The sequence below is a fragment of the Malikia granosa genome, from assembly GCF_002980595.1.
GTDB lineage: Bacteria > Pseudomonadota > Gammaproteobacteria > Burkholderiales > Burkholderiaceae_C > Malikia > Malikia granosa.
This window is the reverse complement of the sequence record NZ_PVLQ01000061.1, coordinates 14,070-39,339: the sequence shown is the minus strand read 5'-3', so window position 1 is coordinate 39,339 and position 25,270 is coordinate 14,070. Positions and strand designations below refer to the sequence as shown.

General features: G+C 59.4%; 20 protein-coding genes. 14 read left to right on the top strand and 6 right to left on the bottom strand.

Annotation, left to right across the window (positions count from 1 at the left end; all coding sequences use genetic code 11):
* Positions 1-187: 187 nt before the first annotated feature.
* The 9 genes from C6P64_RS13680 to C6P64_RS18010 are packed head-to-tail and all read left to right on the top strand — an operon-like array spanning position 188 to position 11,976.
* Positions 188-940: a sugar transferase gene (locus C6P64_RS13680; protein ID WP_105749114.1), complete on the top strand. Its 753-nt coding sequence runs from the start codon at positions 188-190 to the stop codon at positions 938-940.
* A 34-nt stretch (positions 941-974) separates the two neighbouring features.
* On the top strand, positions 975-1,289 hold the full coding sequence (locus tag C6P64_RS13675) for a WecB/TagA/CpsF family glycosyltransferase (RefSeq protein ID WP_245911738.1): 315 nt from the start codon (positions 975-977) through the stop codon (positions 1,287-1,289).
* Entirely contained in the window at positions 1,286-2,770 is a 1,485-nt protein-coding gene (locus C6P64_RS13670; RefSeq protein WP_146115933.1) for a sugar phosphate nucleotidyltransferase, read from the top strand. Before C6P64_RS13675 ends, C6P64_RS13670 begins: the two co-directional genes overlap by 4 nt.
* A gap of 8 nt (positions 2,771-2,778) precedes the next feature.
* Positions 2,779-3,117, top strand: a complete 339-nt coding sequence (locus C6P64_RS13665) for an STAS domain-containing protein (protein WP_105749115.1) — start codon at positions 2,779-2,781, stop codon at positions 3,115-3,117.
* Between the two features lie 11 nt (positions 3,118-3,128).
* On the top strand, positions 3,129-5,603 hold the full coding sequence (locus C6P64_RS13660; protein ID WP_105749111.1) for a SpoIIE family protein phosphatase: 2,475 nt from the start codon (positions 3,129-3,131) through the stop codon (positions 5,601-5,603).
* Positions 5,587-7,920 carry an ATP-binding protein gene (locus tag C6P64_RS13655; RefSeq protein WP_170073110.1) on the top strand — a complete coding sequence of 778 codons (2,334 nt, stop codon included), beginning with the start codon at positions 5,587-5,589 and terminating at the stop codon, positions 7,918-7,920. Before C6P64_RS13660 ends, C6P64_RS13655 begins: the two co-directional genes overlap by 17 nt.
* Before the next feature lie 2 nt (positions 7,921-7,922).
* Entirely contained in the window at positions 7,923-10,598 is a 2,676-nt protein-coding gene (locus tag C6P64_RS13650) for a GumC family protein (RefSeq protein WP_105749109.1), read from the top strand.
* 12 nt (positions 10,599-10,610) lie between these two features.
* The gene (locus C6P64_RS13645) at positions 10,611-11,171 is read left to right on the top strand and encodes a hypothetical protein (protein WP_105749108.1); all 561 of its coding nucleotides are present in this window, start codon (positions 10,611-10,613) and stop codon (positions 11,169-11,171) included.
* Between the two features lie 55 nt (positions 11,172-11,226).
* Entirely contained in the window at positions 11,227-11,976 is a 750-nt protein-coding gene (locus C6P64_RS18010; protein ID WP_146115932.1) for a glycosyltransferase family 25 protein, read from the top strand.
* Here the strand turns inward: C6P64_RS18010 and C6P64_RS13630 are convergent, their stop codons facing one another.
* Genes C6P64_RS13630 through C6P64_RS13620 form a run of 3 tightly spaced genes read right to left on the bottom strand, consistent with a single transcriptional unit; the run spans position 11,977 to position 15,536 of the window.
* Positions 11,977-13,080: a glycosyltransferase family 4 protein gene (locus tag C6P64_RS13630; protein WP_105749105.1), complete on the bottom strand. Its 1,104-nt coding sequence runs from the start codon at positions 13,078-13,080 to the stop codon at positions 11,977-11,979.
* A gap of 36 nt (positions 13,081-13,116) precedes the next feature.
* The gene (locus C6P64_RS13625) at positions 13,117-14,499 is read right to left on the bottom strand and encodes an oligosaccharide flippase family protein (RefSeq protein ID WP_146115931.1); all 1,383 of its coding nucleotides are present in this window, start codon (positions 14,497-14,499) and stop codon (positions 13,117-13,119) included.
* Entirely contained in the window at positions 14,496-15,536 is a 1,041-nt protein-coding gene (locus C6P64_RS13620; RefSeq protein WP_170073109.1) for an SLBB domain-containing protein, read from the bottom strand. Before C6P64_RS13620 ends, C6P64_RS13625 begins: the two co-directional genes overlap by 4 nt.
* Before the next feature lie 133 nt (positions 15,537-15,669).
* Between C6P64_RS13620 and C6P64_RS13615 the strand changes: the two genes are divergently transcribed.
* The 5 genes from C6P64_RS13615 (at position 15,670) to C6P64_RS13595 (ending at position 22,523) form a co-directional block, all read left to right on the top strand.
* The gene (locus C6P64_RS13615; protein ID WP_105749102.1) at positions 15,670-17,061 is read left to right on the top strand and encodes an O-antigen ligase family protein; all 1,392 of its coding nucleotides are present in this window, start codon (positions 15,670-15,672) and stop codon (positions 17,059-17,061) included.
* Positions 17,062-17,069: 8 nt separating this feature from the next.
* A complete protein-coding gene (locus C6P64_RS13610) occupies positions 17,070-19,115 on the top strand; it encodes a carbohydrate-binding protein (RefSeq protein WP_146115930.1) in 2,046 nt (681 codons plus the stop codon).
* Between the two features lie 144 nt (positions 19,116-19,259).
* A complete protein-coding gene (locus tag C6P64_RS13605; RefSeq protein WP_245911739.1) occupies positions 19,260-20,303 on the top strand; it encodes a WecB/TagA/CpsF family glycosyltransferase in 1,044 nt (347 codons plus the stop codon).
* 116 nt (positions 20,304-20,419) lie between these two features.
* Positions 20,420-21,676, top strand: coding sequence for a glycosyltransferase (locus C6P64_RS13600; RefSeq protein ID WP_105749099.1), 1,257 nt, complete (start codon positions 20,420-20,422; stop codon positions 21,674-21,676).
* Positions 21,677-21,836: 160 nt separating this feature from the next.
* Entirely contained in the window at positions 21,837-22,523 is a 687-nt protein-coding gene (locus C6P64_RS13595; protein WP_105749098.1) for a response regulator transcription factor, read from the top strand.
* A 28-nt stretch (positions 22,524-22,551) separates the two neighbouring features.
* Here C6P64_RS13595 and C6P64_RS13590 read toward each other — a convergent pair whose 3' ends face one another.
* The 3 genes from C6P64_RS13590 to C6P64_RS13580 are packed head-to-tail and all read right to left on the bottom strand — an operon-like array spanning position 22,552 to position 25,240.
* Positions 22,552-23,088 carry a serine O-acetyltransferase gene (locus tag C6P64_RS13590; protein WP_105749097.1) on the bottom strand — a complete coding sequence of 179 codons (537 nt, stop codon included), beginning with the start codon at positions 23,086-23,088 and terminating at the stop codon, positions 22,552-22,554.
* Between the two features lie 17 nt (positions 23,089-23,105).
* A complete protein-coding gene (locus C6P64_RS13585) occupies positions 23,106-24,089 on the bottom strand; it encodes a glycosyltransferase family 2 protein (RefSeq protein ID WP_105749096.1) in 984 nt (327 codons plus the stop codon).
* Positions 24,090-24,091: 2 nt separating this feature from the next.
* Positions 24,092-25,240: a glycosyltransferase family 2 protein gene (locus C6P64_RS13580; RefSeq protein WP_211296851.1), complete on the bottom strand. Its 1,149-nt coding sequence runs from the start codon at positions 25,238-25,240 to the stop codon at positions 24,092-24,094.
* Between the last annotated feature and the right edge of the window lie 30 nt (positions 25,241-25,270).

Sequence of the window (25,270 nt, the reverse complement as noted above, 5' to 3'; positions counted from 1 at the left end):
TCTTTCAGAAAACTTAGTAACACGCATTTTCAACGATTACATCTCAGCCACTTCACGGGTTCGCAGATTTCACAATCCGTTCACAAAGCGATGCGATAAGCATCCGTTTGCGAGGAATTATCATTACTGACATAAGCGCGAAGGTCAGGCTTGTTTTAATCACGTCCTATACCCAAATGACAGCAACATGAAGGCTAGCCCCACCTCCGACAACGGTCACAAGCACCCGCTGAACGATCAGGCCTTGCGCGCGCTGCAGCAAAGGCTGGACGTATCGCCCCGCAAACTGGCTTGGCTGCATACCCGTTTCTTGCTATTGCGCTTGTCGCGGAGCGCAGGGGGCCTGGTGAAGCGACTGATCGATCTGCTGGTAGCCAGCAGCGTGCTCTTGCTGGCCTCGCCTTTTCTGCTGGTGATTGGGCTGCTCATCAAGCTGACCGATGGCGGACCGATGCTGTTCTGGCAGATCCGGGTCGGCAAATGGGGCAAGCCGTTCCGTTTCCCCAAGTTCCGCTCCATGGTGGTGAATGCGGAAGAGGTACGGGCCAAATTGCTGGCGGAGAACCAGCATGGCGACCAGGGCATCACGTTCAAGATGAAGAGCGACCCCCGCATCACCTGGATCGGGCACTTCATCCGCAAGACCAGCATCGACGAGCTGCCTCAGTTGTGGTGCGTGATCAAGGGCGAGATGTCACTGGTCGGGCCACGTCCGGCCCTGGTGAGCGAAGTGGAGCGCTACACGCTGGAAAATCGGCGTCGGCTGGATGTGACGCCTGGCCTGACCTGCATCTGGCAGGTATCGGGACGCTCGGAAATTCCGTTTGACGAACAATGCCAGATGGATGTGCGCTATATCGAAGAACAAAGCGTGGTGGCGGATCTGCGCCTGCTGCTCAAGACCATCCCGGCTGTCATCACCGGACGGGGGGCCTATTGACATGGCGCCCCGGTCCGTACCGGCCGCGATCACCATGCGCAAGATCCGGCTGACACAAGCCGATGCGCTGCTGGTGGGGGTGGGGGCTCCTCGCCAGGAGCGCTGGATACAGGCACATGCCGCTGCCACAGGCACCACGGTGGTGGTCGGCGTGGGAGGCCTGTTTGATTACTATGCTGGTAACATAGCTCGTGCTCCTTTGTGGATGCGTCGCAGCGGGCTGGAGTGGCTGTTCCGCTTGCTGCAGGAACCGCGCCGCTTGGCACGTCGTTACCTGGTGGGAAACTGGGTTTTTATGATGCGTGTGATAGGCGACCGGTTGCGCGGCAACATCCGAGGTAAATCGTGAAAGTGATGCAGATGGAAACAGCCATCTTGCTGACTGAATGGGCTGAGGCGCCCCCAGTCTCCAGCGGGCGCAAGCTGTGCTCACCCCTCATACCCCTGCTTGGCAAGCCACTGCTGCAACGCAGTGTGGAGAACTTGGTCCGCTTGGGCTGCAAACAGGTACATGTGTTCCTGGGTGACAATCCCGCACCCGTGCGGGAGTTGCTGGGTGACGGCCAGCGCTGGGGCGTGCAACTGCATTATCACTACCAGCTGCTGGATGAGGACCTGCCGACCAACCTGCGCCGTCTGCACCTGAACGAAACCTCGCTGTACTGGCTGGCATGTGACGACCGAGTGCCGGCCACACCGATCGATGTCCGTGGTGACACGGCCGGCTACTGGGACAGCGCCAGCAATCGTCATTGGGCGGGGCTGGGCTGCTTCAGCGGCGGCTGGCTCAAGGCGCTGCAAGGCTGCTGCAACCGGCAGGACTTCGAAACCCGGCTGGCCGCCTCTACTGCCGTCCAGTGGCGGCAGGTGGCGCGGCCGCTGTCCTGCGAATCTGACGCCGACTTCCTGCGCAGCGCCCGGACCTGCCTGGATGCCAACCCCGGTGGAGTCCAGGACAACATCCGGGTTGGTCGCGGCGCGGTCATCCATCCTTCCGCTGTGTTGCAAGGTCCGGTCTGGGTCGGGCATCTGGTGCATGTGGGCGCCGGGGTACAGCTGGGCCCCTATGCCGTGCTGGAAGACGGTGCGGTGGTGGACCAGGGTGCGGCGGTACAAGACAGCGTGGTCGTGCCTGACACCTATGTGGGCATGGAGCTGAACCTGCACCATTGCGTGGCCGCACCAGGCCGACTGGCAAGCGTGGACCAGGACGTGGTCCTCGATGAGCTGTGCCCGCTGCTGCTGACCTCGGTACAGGTGACGCACAATGCCACCCGCCCTGCCCTGCCGCTGCGTCTGCTGCTATGGCTGCTGAAAGCCGCCTTGCTGCCGCTGCGGTTCTGGGCCTGCCGGGTCCTGCGCTCGAGCCGACAAGAAGCCCCGGTCGAACGCATGCGCCTGCTGCATCCCGGTGGCGGCCATGGGCAAACCCAGACCTTGCATCTGGCCAACACGCTGAATGCCGTGCATGCCGGCGAAGCTCGCGCCTTGGCCAGGCATTTCGTGCACACCTTCTACCCGGGACTGTCAGCGGTGTCGCGCGGACAACTGGTATTGTGCGGTCCCGAACTGCGCGACGCCGACCATGTGGCCCGATTGCCGGCATACTGGCGCGGCTTGTACGAGCAGCACCGCTGTGGTCTGCTCCACCCCGCCCTAGTCCGTAATGCCCGCGACATGACAGAAGACCCCTATTCCCAGGATGTGCTGACCGTGACAGATGATTCGCTACGCCTGCGCCTGCGCCTGCTGGGCCGCTACCTGAAGCGACTGGTTCAGGAACTGGTCACCCCCCATACCAGTCATCCCTTCAACCTTACTCCCCGGTGACGAAGACCATGCAACTCAAAACCCAATCCTTGACGAACAAAGCCGGTATCCTGATCGCCATCGAATCCGAGCATCTCGATGCCGGCAACGCACCGGAATTCAAGAAGCTGATCCAGCCCTTGCTGGATGCCCACGAACTGGCAGTGGTCGACATGCAGGCACTGAAGTTCGTGGACAGCTCGGGCCTGGGTGCGCTGCTGTCCTGCCTGCGCAGCATGAACAACAAGCAAAGCCAGTTGATGCTGATCGGTATGAACAAGCCGGTGCGCGCGCTGTTCGAGCTGGTGCGCATGCACCGTATCTTTGCCATCTACAACACGCTCGAAGAGGCCCTGGCCCAAGCGTAAGGCCCAATGCAATGACCGCTATCGCGCCCGCTCCGCTCGACCGTATGGCCCTGAACGACATGACGGTCCTGATCGTTGATGACACCCCGACCATCCGCCTGATCGCCTCGTCGGTATTGAAAAAGAGTGTCCAGGTACTGGAAGCGGGCAACGGTCCCGATGCCATCGCGCTGACCCGGCAACACCGGCCACAGCTGCTGTTGCTCGACGTGATGATGCCGGGCATGGATGGTTTCGAGGTTGCCGAGCGCCTGCAAGCAGACCCTGACACCCGCGACATTCCGATCATCTTCGTCACCGCCATGACAGACCACGAATCGCATATCCGTGGCTTGGCCCTGGGTGCCGTGGACTTCTTGCACAAGCCGATCAATGCCGACATCCTGAAAGTCCGGGTGCTCAATGCGCTGGAACGCGAGCATTTGCGGCGCGAGAGCGAGCTCTACCAGCGCCAGCTGCGTGAGTCGCTGGAACAGCTGGCGCAGAACAGCAGCATGCTGGAAGCGATCTTTGACAATCCGAACGAGGTGAAGTTGGTGATCGACCACAGACAGTCGATCGTCAAGGCCAACCAGTACGGGCAGGCGCTGCTGTCGCCGATGTTTGGAACGCTGATAGGGCTGTCCTTGTGCTCGCTGGGTCTGACCACGCTGGACGGCCATGCCATACCTTCGGAGAAGGTATTGACCAACCAGTTCCTGTTCGATTGCTGTCTCAACGCCAAGGACGGCACGGTGCTGTCGATGGCCGCCTCGGTGCGCCCCTTCACCGACCAGGACGGCCGCTCCTTTCATCTGCTGGGTCTGCGCGACATTTCGAGTCAGCTGCAGCTGCGACAGCAAAAGCGTGTCGCCGAAGAAGCCCGCGAAAGCCTGCTGCAGGAGCTGACCTTGCAAAAGCACGCACTGGACGAGCACGCCCTGGTCAGCATCTCCAACCGGGAAGGCATCATCACCTACGTCAACAGCAAGTTCTGCGCGACATCGGGCTACACGGAAGAAGAACTGCTGGGACAGAACCACCGGATCATCAAGTCGGGCCTGCATCCGGACGAGTTCTATGCCGAGATGCTGAACACAATTTACAGCGGGAAGACCTGGACGGGTGAAATTGCCAACCGCGCCAAGGATGGTCATGTTTACTGGGTCTCCAGCACCATCGTTCCCTGGCTGGACAAGGAAGGCAATCCGGTCAGCTTCCTGGCAATCCGCACCAACATCACGGACCGCATTCTGGCCAAGCAGCAGCTGATCGAAGCACAACAGAACCAGATGCAGATCGCTGCCGACATCCAGAACCACCTGCTGTTTGGTCTGCCGCCGCAGAATCTGCGCGGGATTTCACTGGCCTGCCACAGCGAAGGCTCGGAAGGCATCGCCGGTGACTTCTACCACTTCCAGCGCTTTGACGACCACACGGTGGATCTGCTGACCGGCGACGTGATGGGCAAGGGGATCGCCGCCGCCCTGATTGCCGCCGGAGTGAAGAGCGCTTACGACCAGGCTCTCGTCAAGCTGATGACCAACCAGCAGTTCACGGGTGTTCCTCCGTCAGTGCAGGCGATTGCAAACACCATGCATGCCGATCTGATGCAAGAACTGCAGCATCTGGGGAGCTTCGTCACGCTGACCCTGTTGCGCGCGAACCGGCAGAACAACTGCATCACTTGGGTCAATGCCGGGCACACGCCTACCCTGCTGGCGCGCACGGACACCGGCGACGTGCTGGAGCTGCTGGGAGAAAACCTGCCGATGGGCGTGCTGCCTGACGAGCAGTACGTCGAACACCATACGCCGATGCACGAAGGTGACACGCTGCTGCTGTTTTCGGATGGCTTGTCGGAATCGGTCAACCAGCAGGGCGAGCAATTCGGCATGGAACGCATCAAGACACTGCTGAAGACAGGCATCGCCAAGGCCGCCTATCCGACCATGGTGGTCAACTCCCTGCGCAGCGTGGTGCATGACCACACCGACTTCAGCGTGACACGCGACGACAGCACCGTGGTGGCGCTGAAATTCACCCCGGCCGACGAGCAAACCTGCTTCGACCAGGGTGCGGTATGCGCCGAGCAGCATCTCGACCTGCCACGAGAACTGAACAAACTCACGCCGCTGCGCTGCAGCATTGAAGCCATGTGCGACAACATGCCCGAGGAGGACACCCAGATGCTGGTACTGGCAGCCTTCGAGGCTGCCACCAACATCGTCCGGCACACACCGGAAAAACTGAAGAAGGCCCCGCTGACCGCCGTGCTCAAGCGTAGCGAGCAAGGCGTCTCGGTCGAGCTGATCCACGAAGGCCACACTTTCGTGCCCAACAAGCCTCCCAACCCGGATTTCAGTGGCAACAGCTTTGGCGGCTTCGGCCTCTACATCATAGAAAATGCCGTGGACTGGGTGGAGTACAACGACCCGATGCCGGGACTGGCTGCGATACGCATGTTCAAATGCTTCGCCAACACCACGCATGCCAGCGCCGCTTGACGCGCGTGAAGCGAAGCCGTCCACGGCGGCTCTTGAGCGAACGGCGCGCCTGCATTTCGACTATGCGCTCAGTGGCATCCTGGAAACCGACCACCAGTGGCTGGTGCAGCGCTGCAACCGGGCTGGGCTGAACATTCTGCGCCGCTCGCGGAAGGAGTTGCAGGCCCAGGCACTGGACCGCTTGCTGCAGACCGGCGGCAGCGCCGATGTCGAGCCGCATTTCCGGCTGCTGCAGGAACAGGGGGTATGCCACTCGGTCCTGCGCCTGCCCTCGGCCAGTGATGCCGTCCAGTGGCTGGAGTTGTCATCGGTGCAAGCCGAGGAACAGCTCTACATCCACTTTTTCGAGGATGTCACGCTGCAACGCGAACAGGCTGCCGCCCGGGAAGCGGCACGCGCAGCAGCAGAAGAGGCCAACCAGGCCAAGAGTGCCCTGCTAGCCAATGTGAGCCACGAACTGCGCACGCCGCTCAATGGCATCCTGGGACTGACGCAGCTGTGCCTGATGGACGAGTTGCCAGCACAAACAAGGCAGCGGCTGGACAAGATTGCCCGTTCCGGCCAGACCCTGCTGCGCACGCTCAACGACCTGCTGGATGCCGCACGCATCGAGTCGGGCAAGATGGCTTATGAATGGGCGCCGTTCGACCTATGGGAACTGCTGGACGAACTGGCTGCCATCGTTTCCCACCTGGCACTGGGCAAGCCGCTGGAAATCGCTTTCCTGCTCGACCCCGATGTGCCGCGCTGGCTGGTGGGCGACCGCCTGCGCTTGCAGCAGATTTTGACCAATCTGCTTGGGAATGCCGTGAAATTCACCGCCAAAGGCGGAGTGGCGCTTGAAATCGGCTGGGCAGAGGACCAAGGGAGGCGGGTCTTGCAGCTTGCCGTAAAAGATACCGGTCCAGGGCTGGACGATGCCACGCTGACCCGGCTGTTCCAACCCTTCACTCAGGCCGACAGCCATACCACGCGCCGCTTTGGCGGCACGGGACTTGGCCTCGCGATTGCACGTCAACTGGCGCACGGCATGAACGGCGAGCTGCAAGCCTGCAGCAGGATAGGCGTGGGCAGCTGCTTCACGCTACGTCTGCCCTTGCAAGGCTTCTCGACGACAGCCCCGATGCCCAAGCCAGCTCTGGGCGTGGTGGGCATCAACGCAGACCGGCCCCTGACCCGACGGGCCTTGCAGCAAATGCTGCATGCCGTAGGGGCTGAAGCCCTGGACATCAGCCTCGGGGACCTGCCTGCGACGACGATGCGCGCCCGCATCGTGGATCTGGCCGGATCGGCAGCATCGAACTGGCCCGAAGCCTTGGCTGCCGAGGAGCCGACCCTGCTGCTTGCCGATGCCCTGGAGGCGGCCCAATTGCGCCAGCGCACGCCACCATCGCCCAGGCTGAGGATCATCACTCGCCCTCTGACCCCGATGAGTCTGCTGGACGCCTTGGCAGACCGTCCATCGGCAGCCAGCGACAGCCAGAACGGGGAAGTTCCCGGAGAATTTCGTGGGGCGCGGGTCGCCGTGGCAGAGGACATGCCGATCAACCGCGACGTCATCGTCGGTCTGCTGGAGCGGGCTGGCATCGAGGTACTGCTGGCCAGGGACGGCCAGGAGCTGCTCGATTGGCTCGATGCAACCCTCCCTACGCCCGAACTGGTGTTGATGGATGTGCACATGCCGGTCATGGACGGACTGGCTGCCACCCGCGCTTTGCGTGCCAGCGGCTGGACTGTGCCGGTAGTGGCCTTGTCAGCCGGCGCGCTTGACATCGAGCAGACTCGATGCCTGGCCGCTGGCATGAATGATTTCCTGTCCAAGCCTATCGACCCGGACCAGTTGTGGGGCACGCTGACGCGCTGGCTGCGGCCACGCAGGGCCGAGCCAACGCAGCACCAGACCACGGCCATCGATGGGACTGTCGGAGCAGACCGCCTGCAAGCCTGGCAAGAGGCCGGAATCGACGTTGACAATGCCCTGCCCCGCTTCCTCGGATGTGCCGGCGCGCTGGAACGGGCGCTGGAACAGCTGCTGGTTCAGCACGCAAGCGACGCGGAAACCATGGCTGACCTGCTGGCCCAGGGGCAGTCGAAGGCGACACTGGACATGATCCATGCACTCAAGGGCTGCGCCGCGACCGTGGGGGCCAACCGCCTGCTGCAACGCTGCCAGTGGCTCGAAGCCAGTCTGACCAAGTACCCACTGCAGCCGGTCCAGAATATGCTGGATGAGTTGAACTTCGAATTGACAAGTCTCATTCAGGTCTACCAGCGACCTGATTTTTCGTGCCGGCAAGACACCCGCGCCACTACCTGACCATGAGCGATACAAGCCCCATAGATGTCCAGACACAGCCTGGTGTCAGCATCAATCTCCTGCAGAGCCTGAAGAACCACCGCCGCATCAGCATGGTGGTGTGGGCGCTAGTCATCCTGCTGAGCCTGCCCCTGGTCTTCATCAAGGGCCAGAGCTCGTACCAGGTGGAAGCCGTGTTCCATGTCGCGCCACGCTACATGAAGAGCGTTCAGACCGATGCAGAACTGGAACTGCAATCAAACTCGCAATACCGCGAATATGTGAATCAGCTGTCGCAGACAGTGGTGCGCTACGACGTGCTGCTGGCCGCCTTGCAGAAGATGCGCGAACGGGGCATAGACACCAAGCCTCCCGCCCTGACGGAGCGGCGCTATATCGAGAGGCTGCAAAAAGCCATCAACGTCAAGCCGATTCCCGACACCTACATGGTTCGTGTCAGCCTCGAAGGGGACGAGAAGGTCAAGCCCTATCTGCACGAATTGATCAACGCCGTGATGGCGTCCTTCCTGGAAACCAGCAAGAGCGAGCAGATCTACGGCTCTGCCGAACGGCTGAACATGCTGCAGGAGACAGCGACCAAGCTGCGCGAGGAAGTGACCGAGATGCAGGGCGAGCGCGTGCTGCTGGGAGAAAAGCTGGGACTCACGACCTTCACCGACAATATCAACAATCCCTACGACAACCTGCTGGCCAACGCGCGTGCCAAGCACGCCACGGCGGTGGAAGAGCGGGTGCGTGCCGAAGCGGTCTACCAGGCATTCGTGAAAAGCGGCGAAGTACCGACGGACATCGGCCGCTCCTTGTTGGAGATGAGGCTGCAGGATCTCGGCTTGTCGGCCTTCAGGACCGAGGTGACAAGGCGGCAAGAGGAACTCAACCAGAGCATAGCCGGCCTGGCCGACAAACACCCGGCACGCGAACCGGCATTGGCCGAGCTGCAAAAGCTGACCGATCGCCTGCGCGAGCGCGAGGACAGCTTCGACCGCAAGGCCAAGGAAAACTTCGGCCTGCGGCTGCTGAGTACCGTGAACCAGCGACAGCAGGTGGAAGAGGAAATCGGCCGCTCCCTGCAGCAGCTGGAAGGCCAGGCCACCGAATACGCCCGGACCTTCCAGCAGGCGATGCAGCTGACGAAAGCCATCAACGAAAGGGAATCCCGGCTCAAGCAGATCGGCGACCGCCTGAATTACCTGGAAACCGAGAGCCAGGCACTGGGCTGGGTACGGCTCGTGACACCGGCGCTTCCCGCTGACCTGCCCATGGGCGTTGGCAAGACCAAGCTGCTGCTGCTCTGCATTGCAGCAGCGTTCGGCCTGGCGCTGGCTGTGCCAGTCGCAATCGACATGGCCGACCGCCGCATCCGCGGTGTGGGCGAAGTCGAAAAGATCATGGGCATGCCGGCGGCCGGCTGGCAGATCCTGCGCGAGGACCTGGCCACCGACCTCTATGCCGAGGAGCAGACCCGACGTTTCGTGTCGGCGCTGATCCGGCTCAAGGCCAGGCACCAGCGCAATCTGTACGCCTTCTCACCCGTCAAGACCGAAGGGGGCTCGACGACGATCATCCTGGACACGGCGGCCTGCCTGCAACAACTGGGCTCCTCGGTACTGGTGGTGGAAGCCAATTCCTACGCCCCCAGCGCCTTGTTCGACGACTTAAGGCCGGGCCTGACAGACTACTTGGCGGGCAAGGCTGATGCCATCGAACTGCCCAAGCCTTACACCCACAACAACGTGCTGGTGAGCGTGGTGGGGATCGGCAACGAGCGGGTCAGAGGCTTGCAGCGACTCGACCGGCTGCACGAGGCGCTAAAGACGTGGAGCGAACAGTACGAGTATGTGCTGGTGGACCTGCCGCCCCTGCTGATGAGCGCCGACGCAGAAATGCTGATCGAAGCCATCGGCCAGGTGTTCCTGGTGGTGGAAGCCCAAGCCGTGAATCGGGGTGAAATCAGTCGATCGAAGCGACTGTTGCAAAAAATTGATCCGGAAGCGGTGGGCTTGTTCGTCAACAAGGTTCCCCTGTTCCGTGGCAGCGGCTACATGGAAGGCCTGATCATTGAAACGCTGTCGCGCAGCAAGCTGTCCAGCTTCATGAGCCTGGACAAATGGAAGCTGCAATGGGAGATGTGGCTCACCGAGCAATCGATACGAAGAAGCGAAAAATCGCGCAACAAGAAACCCTTGTTCTCCCTCGGCAAGATGCGCGAGAGCTTGCTGCGCCTCGCAAGTCCTGCCGCATGGAAGCAGCGCTGGAAACAGTGGCTTGCGACGCGGGCGGAAAGAAAAGCCGACAACTCCCGCCACAGCAAGAAACGTCGATCGACGGCCAGGATCATCGGCTTGTCAAAAGATCCCGAAGACCCTGCAGAAAAGCTGCAACAAACACTGCAACAACAAGCCCTGCAAGCCCAACAGGTGGGTCAATGGGCAGAAGCCAGCCTGTTGCTGTTGGAACTGGCGGACATGGCACCCAGTGCCGATTCGCAGTTCGACGCGGCCCAGGCGCTGCTGGCACAACTTGAGCATTCGGAGTGGGATGCGGCGCTGGGGCAACTGGCACGGGATTGCATGCAACGCCTGGAAGACCTGGAAGGCATCAGCGCCCGGGTGAGCAAGCTGCGCGAAAAATACCAGCATCTGGAGCAAGGTCAACACCAGGATTCAGAACAACATTGAGGCCTAGCATTCATGGATAACAGCGCTATCACTGCTTTCGAGAAATGGCAGGAAACCATCCAGCTTCTTGACTGGCCACAATTTCTTCTTGCCTTGCTCTACGGCGGATCGGGCTTGCTGGCTTACATTTGTTCGCGCTCCAGCACGGACCACCGTGCGCTGCATCGCTTCTGGCTGGCCAATGCACTCGTCTTGCTCTTCATTGGAGCCGACACCATGATTGGCTTTTCAAGCTTCGCCATAGAATGGTTGCGAGAAATCGCAAGAGAACAAGGCTGGTACGGAACCAGACGCTCACTGCAGTATGAAGTGCTGATTGGACTTGGTCTGCTGCTGCTGCTGTTGGGAGGCAGACTGAGCGGCGCCGTCGATACCGGCAAGCAATTCATCCAGCCAGCCATTGCCGCGACAGGCCTGCTGGCAGGCCTGTTTCTTTTGCGATCAGTTTCTTTTCACGACACCGATTTCATCCTGCAGATGAGGGTAGCAGGATACAGCGCCCAAAGAGTCCTTGAAATTTTAGGAATTGGATTCTCCTTGGCTGGCAGCACTTGGTTTCTGAGAAATTACTAGCGTCTCGCACAACCCGTGACGACACGTGTCCATCCTAACGAGCCATAGAAGCACCATGAGGCATCAGACAACCGCCGCCCAAGAAAAAACGGACTGGCTAGCTGCTTTCGACCAAGTTCGCATCATCAATCTGCGCAGCCGAAGCGACCGCAGAACGGAAACCATCCGTGAGTTCATGCGCTATGGCTGGACTGTCCCGGACTCACGCGTGCGTTTCTTCGACGCACTGGCTCCGCAAGAGGCGGCTGGCTTTCCAAATGCTGGGGTGCGCGGCTGCTTCCTGAGCCACTTGGGAGTCTTGCGCGAAGCCTGGCAGGCAGGTTGCCGCAGCGTGCTGGTACTGGAAGACGACATTGCCTTCACACGCGACATGGACCGCCAGGCTTTGCTCGCCGTCCGCTCCTTGCAAACCCAGGACTGGGATATCGCGTATTTCGGCCACGATTATGGCAACCAGCCCGGGGAGCCGAGCTGGATACCCATTCAGGAACCCCGCCCACTGGCGCACTGCTATGCCGTGAACGGACAGACCCTGCCGGCATTGGTAGCGTTCCTGGAACAAGTGCTGCAGCGGCCACCCGGCCACCCAGACGGCGGACCGATGCATTTCGACGGCGCCCTGAGCACCTTCGTGAAGCGCAATGCGGGCGTGCGGGCAGTCCACTGCTCGCGCAACTTGGTCTACCAACGCCCTTCCCGCACCAACCTCCATGCTGTTTCGGTGCTGGATCGCCACCGTTGGCTCGCTCCGGTGGCAAAGTTATATCGGGCCATCAAGCGCCTGTACTGGCGCCAAGTGCGCTGATCAGGCCTCTATCGCCTGCTGCAGCAGGCTTTCAAACAAGACGGTAGCGTCCTGCCAGCTGTAGCGGCGGGACTGCGCATAAGCAGCATCCGACATGGCCTGCCACTGTTCGGCTGGCATCTGGCACAGGCGGACGATGGCTGCCGCCATCTCCTGACACAAGGCCTCCTCATCCGTCGTAGCGCTCAGCAGCACACCGCCACCTTGGGGCAGCAGGTCCGGCGCAGCACCGATGGGCACGCCGATGACCGGCGTCCGGCAGGCCATGGCTTCCAGTATGGGTAAGCCGAAGCTGTCGATGCGCGAGGCAAACAGCCAAGCGTCGCATTGTGCATAAAGGCCAGGTATGAGCGACTGGGCTGGCCGAAAATTGAAATCAGTGTCGGGTGGCAATGGGAACTCCTTGCTGGGCCGCTGCTGACCAAAAGCCAGCACCCGCAAATCGGGCACCTGCTGCCTTGCCAACGTGATGGCTCGCAAGTACCGATCTATGCCCTTGATAGGGGAATGGGCAAAGATGAATCCCACGGTAGGCGGCGACTGGCGCGATCGACATGGGGCATCGAACAGCTCAAGATCCACGGCATTGGTGACCACGGCCATGTCGAGGTCACCCAGTACCTGTTCGATTTCCTGCTTTAAGGCCCGCGAAATGGTCACCTTGCGGTTCGGCAAGCGCAAGGCTGCATGCACGCGGTCGCGCTGCCCCGGCCCGCCCCAGATTTCATAGCCTTGCACCAGATGGACATGAGCGCCCTTGCTGGCTGGCAAGTCATGCATCCAGACCGCGGTTTCCCACCAAGTGGCTACCACCACGTCGGCATCGGGCAGGTCGCTCGCACCAATCGGACGGTTCCGCTTCAGTTGGTGCATCGGTATCCCCGACAAACTTATGTGACCAGGCAACGGGAAATAGCGCTGGCGCAAGATACTCCAACTGCGCCGGCGCAGCAGGCGAAAAATCTCACGAATCCCTGGTTTGGGCAACACATTGCACACTACCAGCACCTGATGACCACGAGCTTGCAACAGGCGTGCGTAAGTGGCAACTACCCTCGTACCTCCGTTCAAACTGTCGTTGGGCAACAGAAAAGTGATGCGCATGTAGAGTTTCTATTCGTACAACGACTGACTACAACATCAACCACGCCAAGTGCTCAATAAAAGATGCAGCGTGCCACCAATGGCCATTCCCGCAACAAGGGCAGGCAACCACCACCGTTCGGTTCCCCACAGCAAGCCATGGCGGTACTTGAAATACAGTGACAGTGGCCAGCTGGCAAACTGACTCAACACCACGCCAGCGATGGCACCACGCTCACCAGCCAAGGCGAAGCCAACAGGAATGGCTGTCGCCAGCAACAGGGCACGCAGGATGTTATTGGCCGTGACCCAGGCGGGCATACCACGGGCAAACATCAGTTGTTCGACTACCTGGTGGCGCATGGCCAACAGGCCCAAACTGAGCCACTGCAACATCCAGCCCGCTTCGTGGTAGCGAGCGTCGTAAAGCAGCCACACCACCCATTGACCGGCCATCAGCAGCATGCCAGTGATCAGGCCCAGGAAACCGTCAGCCAGTTGCTGTACCCGGGTATAGACCCGCACCAAGCGGGTCTCGTCGCCATCGCGCAAGGCCTGGCTCAGGCTGGGAAAGATCACGCGTCCGTTGACCGTGCTGTAGACCCCCATCGCTGCCGCCAGCAGATTGCCCGCAATGGCGAATACCCCGAAGCTGGCTAGGCCCAAGGTAGCACCCAGGATGAGCTTTTCCCCATGTGCGGCCAGGAACCCCACTATCGATGACAGGAAGATCCATTTGCCAAAACCAAGCAGTTCCCGCACATGGGAACGGTCCCAGCAAGGACGCACCGGCTTGCCTGGCACGACCAGATGACTCAGCAGCGTGCGGATGGCACTGCCAGTGAGCGTACCCGCCAGCAGGGCCCAGACCGTATGCGTCCACCAAGCCAGTCCAAGTGTCACGAACAAGGCCGCCAGCTGGGAGGAGAGTTCCAGCCTTGCCATGATGCGGCCATGCAGTTGACGCTGCGCCGTGGCCAGGCGGATCGACTCCGCCCCTTGCAACAGGGCGCAAAGGGCAAACATGGACATCATCAGGGGTAGCCGGGTGTCGGCATACACCGTATCGGCAGCAAATACGCCCTGCCCCTGCCCGAGCAGCAAGCCCAGGACCATGCCCAACACACCCAAGGCCAGCAGGCTGGCGCGCGCCATTTGCATGCTCCACGCGGTGCCGAGAAAGCGGGCGTCATCGCCATGGGGGCTCTTGACCACGCTTTGCCATATCCCCAGATCAGAGAACATCACCAGCGCAAAATACAGGGTATTGACCGCAGCCATGAGGCCGAAGTCCTGCGGCAGCAAGAGGCGCGTGAGGATCAGATTGCTGGCCAGCCGCAACACTTGTGAACCCAGGTTGCTGCCGACCAACCAGGCGCCAGAGTGCAGCATGCGCGCACGCAGCGACTTTGCAGTGGACGCAGTGCTGTGCAAGGTCACCGGTTCTGGTTCATGTAGGTGTCAACCGCCATGCCGAAGCTCAGGACTCCGATAGCCGGCGAGATCTGGCGCACAAAATAACCAAAGTCGGCCAAGCCGCTGTTGGGCAGGTAGAGCACGTCGCCATCCTCCAACGCATAGTTGACCGTGCGGTTGGGACCGATGAGCTCGGCAAAGTCGAAGATCTGGGTCTGGCGACTGGACGCACGGTAGATGGCGATCTTCTCAGGCGCGGCATCCAGGGTCGGACCACCAGCCTGTGCCAGGACATCGAGCACGGTCATGCTGGGCGTCAGGCGGTAGGAACCAGGCCTGGGCACGGCACCCAGCACATACACCGCCGTTTCAGAGGAATCCGGGATGAAGACGATATCCCCTTTCTTCATGCGGAGGTTGTAGGCCAGGTCACCGTTGAGCAGGGCCTTCAGATCGACCCAGATCAGCTTGTCGCGGCCACGGATGATGGCGCAACGAGTAAGAGTCGCCTGCTTGTCCAGGATGGGCAAGGCGCCGGCATTGGCCAGTACCTCGGCCAGGGTCGGCGGGTGGGGGAAACGCTGACGTCCTGCAGCCGCCACGCGGCCCAGCACGGTAACCACGTTGGAGGCATAATCATCTATCCCCAGAGTCACATGCGGCTGGGTATAGAACTCGCGCAAGCGACGATCCAGTGCCGCTTGCGCTTCTTCCCGGGTCAAGTGGTTCAGTGACACATTGCCGACCATGGGCAAGGTGATCATGCCATCGGGGCCTATGATGAACTTGCCGCTCACATCCTGGCGACCGAACACGTCGACCCGCACCAGATCGCCGCTGCCCAGTTGATACACTGGATCAGCTGATTCTTCCAGCAAGGCAAGATCCTCCTTGCTGGGCATGTCAACGCTGACCTTCTCCCTTGGCTTGAAGGAGAGCGCCTCGGCCCGTGAGCGGCCATCAGGCAGAGACTTGTCGGGCCATATGCTGGCACAGGCACCCAACAACAGGGTGCCCGCGGCCGCGAGCACCGTGGCAAGACGTAGACAATGGGTTTTCATGACAGGCCAGATTATGGGCCGAGGAAGCGACCGGCACTTATGGCCTTGCATTGTATGCAAGGATTTCACGACTCGTTCACAGTTCCGTCGCCACCACAACCGGACAATCCCCACCTGACCCGCCACCAGTCCCATGACACGTTACATCGTCTTCGTTGCTACCCTGCTGTCGCTGCACATGATTGCCCGACGCGGCTTGTCGCAGACGGTGCTGCTGGTGTGGATCCCGATCTTCCTGGCCTTTCCATTCAATTTTTTCGTCAACATCCCTGGTCTGCCCGACCCGAACTTGATGCAGGCCGCCATCCTGCCGATCCTGGTGGTTCTGCTGCGGGACAAGTTGCCACTCATGCAGTTCGGCCGCATGGAAATCTTGCTGACGATCTATGTAGTGTTCCGGGTGTTCGTTGACTTCCTGAGCCGGGGTTACTCTGACGCTCAGAATTACGCCTTCTACATGCTGTCGTCGCTGATTGGTCCTTACCTTATCGGCCGCTACGTGATCGACCGACGCCAGATGGATATTGCAATCGCGCGCATGTTCGTGCTGATGTTCGTGATCTTCTTCCCGATGTTCGTGTACGAGTTGAAGTTCTGGGTCAGTCCGATCTATAAATGGTTCAGCGTTTTCTTTCCTGGTGCGGGCAGCGGACTTTCGGTCCGTTACGGTGTTGCACGGACTGCCGGGACCTTCGAGCACCCGATTCTCGCGTGCGTCATGATCGTGGTGGTGTATCGCCTGCACCGGTGGTTGACCTGGATGGGTGCGTGGGACAAGCCCGAGCGCGGCTGGCTCGGCTGGCTGGACCGGATAACGCGCTGGATGCGAATTCCGCTGGCTGCCAAGATTTCAATCTTGCTGATTATGATGGCCATCATGACCATCTCGCGCGGCCCTTGGATCGGCGGCTTCGTTGGTGCAGCGATGACGGCTGTGGGCAACTTCAAGAACCGCAAGAAATGGTTGGTAATCTTCGCATTGGCACTGGTGGTGGGCAGCGGTGTGGGCAAGATGGCCTTGGATTCCTACATCACGCCCAAGGAAGGCCAAGTCATCAGTGGCGAAGCGCAAACGATGCTCTACCGGAAAGAGATGATCGACCGCTACAAGGAGTTCATGTATGAAAAGATGTGGACCGGCTGGGGCTTGACGACTCGGCCAAAGATCAGAGGCATGGAGTCGATAGACAATGCTTTTTTCTTGATGGCGTTACAACACGGAATACTCGCACCCGCCATTTTTCTAATTATCTTCATTTATGCGATAATTTCCCAAGTCAAGTTTGGGCTGCTAGCACCACCGGACAAACCTCCCATAGGGTTTACTTTCGCAGGTATCTATCTAGCAGCTTTCATATCATTCGCAACGGTTTATATGGGATCTCAGACCGAACCCATGCTGTTCCTGCTGCTAGGCTGGGGAGAAAGCATCAAGAACCGGCCCGACACTGGAATTACGACCAGACCAGAGGCCGAACTTAAAAAATCGGGCGCCAATCCACCCTTCCGCCGCATTTTGTACTGATACGTCATATGCCTTTTTCCAAAAAACTGGCCAGCCCTGGAAAACGGTTCAGCCAGATGCACAAGGTCTTGCTTCTGACGCTGGCAATGCAGGGCCTGGCCGCATGTGGAGACAGGCCACAAACATCATTAGATACTACAACTCCCACCTCAGGAAATGCAAAATCTGCCCTGCGCCATGCCGAACCCCCTGCACCAGCCAAAGAATTGCTAGGCGCCAATCTTCCTGCCATCGCCGACTATTCCCGTACTCATGTCTATGTCGACCTAGTCAAACAGGCGCGACGCTTTGGCAGCGCATCCAGCCCTTGGGACGAAAAAGCGATGCTGGGTGACGACGGGTGGCCAATAGGGGATTTTGGCATCTTCTTGATGAGCGACCAGCGCGGCGTGAGTGGTATTGCCGGCATCTACACGGTGGTTTTCGACGGACAGGCAATCGTTGCGCCTATAGCGTCGAGAGCGCAAGTCCGACATCAGCGCTACGATCCATCGACCAAACGCACAACGCTTGAATTGGTCCTCCCGGCAGAAGTAGATCAATTGGCCCTTTCATTCACCCAGACCGGGGCCGGCATCAAGAATCTGCAAGTCATACGCCCCGGCTACGATGTCAGCGATCCGCCGTTATTCACCCGTGCCTTCATCGACCATGTGCAACGCTTCGGTACCCTGCGCTTCATGGACTGGTTGCGCACCAACAACAATCCAGTCACATCCTGGAGCATACGCACCGACCCGCAACGGATACGCTATAACTCGAGCAAAGGGGTGCCATGGGAGCATATCGTTACACTGGCAAACCAGACCAGACAGCATGTCTGGATCAATATTCCGGTTGCAGCAACCGATGATTATGTGAGGCAATTAGCCCAGCTGCTCAAGCGCACGCTCAATCCCGGCAGCCGCATCTACGTCGAGTACAGCAACGAAGTCTGGAATGGCCAGTTCAAGCAATACGGCACCAACAAGGCATTGGCCGTAGAGGAAGTCAAGACCAATCCGGAATCTCCGCTGGCTTACGACGGCAGCCGGGACCCCAACCAGTGGGCCTACCGGCGCATCGCCAAGCGCGGCAAGGAAATCAGCGATATTTTTCGCACCGTATTCGGTGACCCAGAGATGATGCGCCGGATACGGCCGGTGTTCGCCACGCAGGTGGTCAACTTGTATGCCAGTCAACTGGGGCTTGACTTCATAGATGCCGTGTACGGCCCGCCAGCCAAGTACTTCTACGCCATGGCCGGCGCACCCTACTTCAACTTGGGAAAACAGCAACGAGTGGAAGGACTTAGCGCCGATCAGGTACTGCAAGCCATGGTTCAGTCACTGAACGACCTGCCTCGTATCAATGAGTTCGAGAAAAACCAGGCACTGGCCAGTTGGTACGACCTGCCTTGGCTGGCCTATGAGGGCGGTGCCGACTCCTTTGGCCCCGGCAGCCATAACGCCAAGTTGGCTGCCAACCAGGACCCGCGCATGCAGGACCTGTGCCAGCGCTACCTGGGCAGCTGGTACCAGGCTGGTGGTCAACTCTTCATGTGGTTCACGGCCGGCGCCGGCAACTGGACGACCCAATACGGTGCCTGGGAGCTGACCACCGACCTGGCCATCACCGACACGCCCAAGATACGTTGCATGGACCAGATGCTGGCAGGTCCTTCACCTTCACTGGAAGGACGCAACAAGGCCCCAGGCCGCTTCGATGCCTACGCCTATGCAGGCAATTTCCCGCCTTACAGCGATGCCTCCAAGAATCAGGTGCGGAATCTGGCACCGGGTCGGTCCATCGATTATCTGGTGCAGGCGACACAAACAGGCGATTACCAGTTGCTATTGAGTGCAGCGACAGCTTCGAGTGGCAACCGCATCGATCTGTCTGTCAACGGCCAGCGCGTCGCCAACGGATTTGAATTGTCTGGATCTGGCTGGAGCCAGGCAGTTGAACAAAAACCTATCCCTGTGACCTTGCACGCCGGCTTCAATACCTTACGTATCACAACGCGCACCTCCAACGGTGGCTATGACCTGCAACAGCTGACACTGAAGCCATGACCGCTGCCACAAGGACTGAAAAGCATAGTGTCCGATCGAAAACAGAGTAAATTGCCGTTACCCCTAAAAATCATGGACTCACCGTTAACTAAAACTCCACGAAAAGTCATATGTCTTTTTGGCCTACCTATTGACGTGGCAACGATGGATGAAACGGTACAACGGATTCGCGAAGCAAGGCGAAGCCGACAACGGATTTTCCTGTCGACGCCAAACCTGAATTTCCTGATCGGCTGCATGCACGATGCAGCATTTAGACAGTCGGTCATTGATAGCGACATGAGCGTAGCGGACGGCATGCCTCTGGTCTGGATGTCGCGCCTGCTGGGCGTCCCCTTGCCCGAACGCGTCACGGGCTCAGGCCTGTTCGAACGCTTGAACACCGATCCTCTGCCTGCAGGCGAAGAACCGATCAAGGTGTTTTTCTTTGGGGGTCCGCCCGGGGCCGCCGAGGCTGCCAGTCAAAGGCTGAACAGTCATGCTGGTGGATTGATCTGTGTCGGCTATGAGACACCAGGCTTCGGCTCGGTCGAAGAGCTCAGCAAGCCCGACGTCATTGCGCGCATCAATGCCAGTGGAGCCTCTTTTCTTGTCGTAGCCTTGGGCGCAGTCAAGGGGCAGGCATGGATTCTGCATAACTTGGCTCAACTGCAGGTCCCGATCATCAGCCACCTGGGGGCTGTGATTAATTTTTCAGCAGGAACCATCAACAGGGCTCCCCCGTGGATGCAAAGAACCGGGCTGGAGTGGGTATGGCGCATCAAGGAAGAACCCTTGCTATGGCGCCGCTACTGGCGCGACGGCAAAGCCCTGCTCAGCCTGGTTTTCAACAAGTTGCTGCCTCACGCTCTCTGGTTGCGCTGGCAGTCTAAGCAGACGGCGGCTCGCGCAACCCTGACAAGCCAAGCAGGGGTCACGCACCTGAAGATTGAAGGTTTTATTCCTGATCCGGTGCCAGAAACGGTGCTGTCCACGTTGCAGCAAGCGGCCAGCACCAACAAACCGGTGATTCTAGACTTGCATCAAGCCACCGGTTTTGGCCCTTCTTTTGCTGCTCAACTACTGCTCCTAGATAAAAACCTCACTCTGCGTGATCAACGCCTTCAAATTAGCCCACCACCACACTTAAAGCGCCTTTTCGAGTGGAACGGAATAAATTACCTTCCCAAAGCATCAACCAGAGGCTAGACGAAAACCAAAAAATTGATCTCCACAAATACACAATATTATTGTGAATTTAAAATTTAAAGATACTAAAAAATATCGAAATAGATTAAAAATAAACCAAAATACACAAATAAAACATGCGACCTGAAAAAAATTCCCTCTTATTGGTTCTGCCCGTACCCTTTAGAAAAAACTCAGCCGACGAACTCCTCATAGAAAAACAAGCTTGCAATGGCATCGACAGATGGGCCGAAAACTTCAAATTAGTGACAGTAGCATGCCCAACAATAGATGAAAAAACATACCATTCAAGCAACACAACGTCTGAATATTTGCCAGCCACAACACTCGAGTCTTTCGACCGGGTAAGACTGGTTCCACTGCCGTACTCCTACCAGATCAAGAGCTACCTCAAGAATTATCTTGCAACAAGAAAGCTACTCGGGGAACTAATATCCAACAACAAATACCTTTCATTTGCAATTGGCGGCCTAATCGGAGATTGGGCCAGCCTAGCCGCAATAGAGGCTATCAAACAAAAAAGAGCCTACTCAGTCTGGACTGACAGGGTTGAACACCAAGTAGCCAAGAACTCATACCAAGATCGACAGGGTCTTCGGCGCGTCTATCGTTTTTTAAAGGATAGACTTTTCCAGTCATGGCTAATGGCAGCAGCTGAAAAATACATCATTTCGCGCGCCAACCTGGGCATGTTCCACGGGATGGATTGCTTTTCAGCCTACCACAATATGTGCAAGGAATCCCATCTGGTCCACAACATTCATCTGAAGGAATCTGACAGAATCAGCCGGGAGAATCTGGATAAAAAAATCCAGCACGTCATGCAAGGACAGGCGCTAAGAATAGTCTATGCCGGCCGGGTTGCCGGAATGAAAGGCCCCTTCGACTGGATAGAAACAATGAACCAACTACAGACGATGGGAGTGGACTTCAGCGCATCATGGTTAGGTGACGGCCCCTTGCTTGAAGAGGCTCGCCAGCGGCTGAATATAAAAAATCTTGATGGTAAGGTGACATTCCACGGACATCAAAGCCAGAAGGAAAAACTGCTTAGCTCAATCAGAGCAGCAGATATTTTCGTCTTCTGCCACAAGACGCCAGAATCACCGCGCTGCCTGATTGAAGCCATGCTCTCAGGAACCCCCATCGCAGGATACAAGAGCCCCTATCCTGAAGACTTGCTGAAAAATATTTCACATGATCTTCTGACACCCAAGGACGATACCGAAGCATTGGCAAAAAACATCCGCCGACTCAATGACAACCGGGTAGAACTTGCCAACGCCATGACATACTGCCATCAAATCAGCGAACACTATACTGACAAAGCAGTTTTTGAACACCGAAGCCAGCTGATCAAAAAGTACCTGTAACACCCCATGCGCACATGCAGATTTTCTGGACGCACACCAGCATAGTTGCCAGGCTGCAATCGCGGCTACTTGCTGGATCCGCGTGCCACGCAGAACTGCCACAGGCATCACCTACAATCCTCAAGACGCAGAATGTGCAAGTCTTTGAGGAAGCAGATCGATGCGCATTGGGGTGCTTGAGGATGACATGGTCCAGCAGGGGCTGTACAAGCTGTGGTTCGCTACCGCAGGGTATAGCTGCGCCTGCTACGGCACGGCTGAGGCATTCGAGCGGGCACTGGGCCAGGAGAACTTCGACCTGCTGATCATCGATTGGATGCTGCCCGACAGCACGGGTGAAGTGGTGCTGCAACGGGTGCGCGAACGACGAGGCTGGGAAGTCGCCGTGATCTTCATCACTTCCCGTGAGTCGGAAACCGACATCGTGAACGCGCTGCGCTCAGGGGCGGACGACTACCTGGTCAAGCCACCCAAGTATCAGGAACTGCTGGCCCGCATCGAATCGCTGTCGCGTCGCATCAAGCCGCCCGCCTTGCTGCAAATCGGGCCGTACGAGATCAACCAGACCTCGCACCAGATACGATTACGGGGCGAGGAAGTCGAGCTCACCAACAGGGAATTCGGACTCGCCTGCTACATGTTCCAGAACCCGGGCAAGCTCTTGTCGCGGGCGCATCTGCTGGAAAAACTCTGGGGTCTGAACGCCAATGTCGATACCCGGACCATCGACACCCATGTCAGCCGCATCCGCCGCAAGCTGCAGATCATGCCCACCAATGGCTGGGAGATCATCCCGGTCTACGGTTTTGGCTACCGGATCGAAAAGGTCAACGCAGCGGCGCACTGACCCAGGTATCTGGACGCCAGACCGCCGCCTATGCCGACAGGTCTGCTGGAGAACTCTCTGACTGCGCGCGCCTCGGCTTGATCACGGCAGGCACCCCCACCGCCAGCGCACCCGCGGGAACGTCGGTCAGCACCACGGCATTGGCTCCAATCACGGCATCATCACCGATGTGGATGGGACCGAGCAACTTGGCACCGGCACCGATGTCGACCCGGTTGCCAATGATGGGAGCGCCACGCAGGCCGGTATGACGCAGGCCGATGGTCACCCCCTGGCGTATTACCACATCGTCGCCGATCACCGTGTCACCGCTGATGATGATGCCGCCGAAATGCTCGATCAACAGGCGCCGCCCGATCCGGGTTTCGCAGTGCAGCTCGATGCCGGTCATGATCTGGATCAGCGTGCGCCAGACACGGTAGATGAAGGAAAACAGCTTGCGCAATGGCGCCGGCTTCACACGGTAGCGCCACTGGCCGAAGCGGAACACGCACATCACCCAGAAACCCTGGCGCGACAGGTCCCGGCCATAGGTCTGCCAGTCTTCGCGCAGATTCTCGAACATTAGCCTTGCCTTTCAGTTCACCAGGGCCGGTCAGGACTGTTCAGGCCACCAGCGGTCTCTTGCCAGGCCTGGCGCATCAGCGCGACCACGCGCTCCGACTCATGGGCCTTGCGCTGCTGCCCTTGGCGGCGCGCACGCCAGGCGCGCAGCCCGTGCCAGCCGGACTCCAGCCAGGCCACCGCACGGGCCGTCAAGGCGCCATGATGCTTGCGGTAGTAGAGCAGCCCACTGCGCATGCGCCACAGGGTGAGCTGGGAGCCGGATGAAGAGAAATCCTGGTTCTCCACCGTCTTGGACGACTCTCCACCCCAGTGCCGGATCACCACGTCAGGCCAGTACATAATCTTCCAGCCCTGGGCGTGGAAGCGACGGCACAGGTCCACTTCCTCGTAATAGAGGAAGAAACGCTCATCGAACGGCCCGACCTGGTCGAGCGCCTCGCGGCGCATCAGGGCAAAGGCGCCCGGCACCCAGTCCACTGCCCTGGCTTGGCCGGAATCGTCCCAGGTGCGGTCGAAGCGGCCAAAGAAGCGTGATTTCGGGTATTTTGCTGCCAGGCCAGACAGCATCAGCACCTCGTTGAGCAGGGACGGAAACAGCCTGGCGGACGGTTCGCGTTGACCGTCCTTGCCCAGCAGCAGGCCCCCGCCCATGCCGATGCAGGGGTCAGCCTCCATTCGGCCCAGGGCGCGCTGCAGGGCTTCGGGTTCGAGCAGGGCATCCGGATTGAGCAGCAGCACATAGTCGCCCCTGGCAGCCAGGAAGCCCAGGTTATTGGCTGCAGCAAAGCCCAGGTTGATGGCGCTGCGGATCATGTGCACATCGGGAAACTCCTGCTCGACCATGTCGGCCGAGGCATCCCGCGAAGCATTGTCGATCACGATCACCTGCAAACACAGGCCCTCGGTCACACTGAACAGACGCTGCAAACAGGAACGCAATATGTCGCGGGTATTGAACGAAACGACTATGACGCTGATGAGGGGCTGATGACTCGACATGGTCAGTGGTGAGGGGTATCGCGGTGGGTGCGCTCCCACTCGGCGGAAGCTTGCGAGGTCTTGACGGTGGCACGCAGCATGCGCAGCTTCCACCACAGGTATTCGGGCACGGCCCAGAGGGCCAGCCAGAGGCGCCTGGGGCCAAGCCCACCGACACCCGCCGCCACCAGCACATGCAGCAGCAGCCACGCGAGTCCGGCCAGGCCCAGGCCGCGGGCCCAATCCAGGGGGATGGCCAGCAAGGCCAGCAGCAGTACGGTGTGGTAGGCCAGCGGCAGCAGTAGCAGGTCGAGCAGCGGCTCCAGCAAGCGCCACTGGCCACTCAGGCCCCGACGCAGCAAGCTGGCACCATGGTCGAGCAGCATGCGCAAGCGCCCTCCCTCCCAGCGCGCCCGCTGGGTGGACTGACCACTGCCGGCGACGGGCATGTCACCGCGCACGGTGGTTTCATCGGCGAAATGCACGCGCAGATCATGCTCGATCAAGCGCAGGTGGTATTCCAGATCCTCCACCACGGAAGTGGCGCGGTACGGCACTTGTTGCAAGGTCTGGGCAGTCAGTGCGAAGCCGTTGCCCAGGATGCCGGCCGACCAGCCCAGCGCGTGGCGCCCGCGCGGACGCAAGGCATTGAAGGCGCACAAGGCCAGTTCGGCCAGGCGGGTGCGTGGCGACTGCTCGGCATTGAGCACGGTGTAGCGGGTCTGCACTGCGGGAGCCCCAGCACCCAGGTGACGGCGCAACACAGACAGCAGATTGGGCTCGGCCAGGCTGTCGGCATCGATCACCACATAGGCCGCAAAGCCTTGGCCGGCCAGCTGACTGAAGGCATGATCCAGCGCATAGCCCTTGCCGCGCTGGGTTAGGTCATGGCGCTCCAGCACCCGGGCACCATGCGCGCGGGCAATGGCGGCAGTGTCGTCGCTGCAATTGTCGGCCACGACGCAGACCGTGGCAGCGCCATCCTGGCGAGCAATCGCGACCAAGTTGTCGACGGTACGGGCAATACCTATAGCCTCATTGTGAGCCGGTACCACAATGGCGATCGGACCGGCCAGCGCTGGCTGACCAGCCGCCGGCACCACGCGGCGCAGGCCAGCCAGGGTCAGAACGGCCAGATAGCATGTTCCTGGCAGCGTGAGCAGTGCCAACATCAGAGCCAGCAAAATCCACAAAGTCTGGAC

What these genes read in the sequence shown, in the direction of transcription:
- C6P64_RS13680 (WP_105749114.1), top strand. Translation starts at nt 188, where the DNA reads ATGAAGGCTAGCCCCACCTCCGACAACGGTCACAAGCACCCGCTGAAC.
- C6P64_RS13675 (WP_245911738.1), top strand. Translation starts at nt 975, where the DNA reads ATGCGCAAGATCCGGCTGACACAAGCCGATGCGCTGCTGGTGGGGGTG.
- C6P64_RS13665 (WP_105749115.1), top strand. Translation starts at nt 2,779, where the DNA reads ATGCAACTCAAAACCCAATCCTTGACGAACAAAGCCGGTATCCTGATC.
- C6P64_RS13660 (WP_105749111.1), top strand. Translation starts at nt 3,129, where the DNA reads ATGACCGCTATCGCGCCCGCTCCGCTCGACCGTATGGCCCTGAACGAC.
- C6P64_RS13655 (WP_170073110.1), top strand. Translation starts at nt 5,587, where the DNA reads ATGCCAGCGCCGCTTGACGCGCGTGAAGCGAAGCCGTCCACGGCGGCT.
- C6P64_RS13650 (WP_105749109.1), top strand. Translation starts at nt 7,923, where the DNA reads ATGAGCGATACAAGCCCCATAGATGTCCAGACACAGCCTGGTGTCAGC.
- C6P64_RS13645 (WP_105749108.1), top strand. Translation starts at nt 10,611, where the DNA reads ATGGATAACAGCGCTATCACTGCTTTCGAGAAATGGCAGGAAACCATC.
- C6P64_RS18010 (WP_146115932.1), top strand. Translation starts at nt 11,227, where the DNA reads ATGAGGCATCAGACAACCGCCGCCCAAGAAAAAACGGACTGGCTAGCT.
- C6P64_RS13630 (WP_105749105.1), bottom strand. Translation starts at nt 13,080, where the DNA reads ATGCGCATCACTTTTCTGTTGCCCAACGACAGTTTGAACGGAGGTACG.
- C6P64_RS13620 (WP_170073109.1), bottom strand. Translation starts at nt 15,536, where the DNA reads ATGAAAACCCATTGTCTACGTCTTGCCACGGTGCTCGCGGCCGCGGGC.
- C6P64_RS13615 (WP_105749102.1), top strand. Translation starts at nt 15,670, where the DNA reads ATGACACGTTACATCGTCTTCGTTGCTACCCTGCTGTCGCTGCACATG.
- C6P64_RS13610 (WP_146115930.1), top strand. Translation starts at nt 17,070, where the DNA reads ATGCCTTTTTCCAAAAAACTGGCCAGCCCTGGAAAACGGTTCAGCCAG.
- C6P64_RS13605 (WP_245911739.1), top strand. Translation starts at nt 19,260, where the DNA reads ATGGATGAAACGGTACAACGGATTCGCGAAGCAAGGCGAAGCCGACAA.
- C6P64_RS13600 (WP_105749099.1), top strand. Translation starts at nt 20,420, where the DNA reads ATGCGACCTGAAAAAAATTCCCTCTTATTGGTTCTGCCCGTACCCTTT.
- C6P64_RS13595 (WP_105749098.1), top strand. Translation starts at nt 21,837, where the DNA reads ATGCGCATTGGGGTGCTTGAGGATGACATGGTCCAGCAGGGGCTGTAC.
- C6P64_RS13590 (WP_105749097.1), bottom strand. Translation starts at nt 23,088, where the DNA reads ATGTTCGAGAATCTGCGCGAAGACTGGCAGACCTATGGCCGGGACCTG.
- C6P64_RS13585 (WP_105749096.1), bottom strand. Translation starts at nt 24,089, where the DNA reads ATGTCGAGTCATCAGCCCCTCATCAGCGTCATAGTCGTTTCGTTCAAT.
- C6P64_RS13580 (WP_211296851.1), bottom strand. Translation starts at nt 25,240, where the DNA reads ATGTTGGCACTGCTCACGCTGCCAGGAACATGCTATCTGGCCGTTCTG.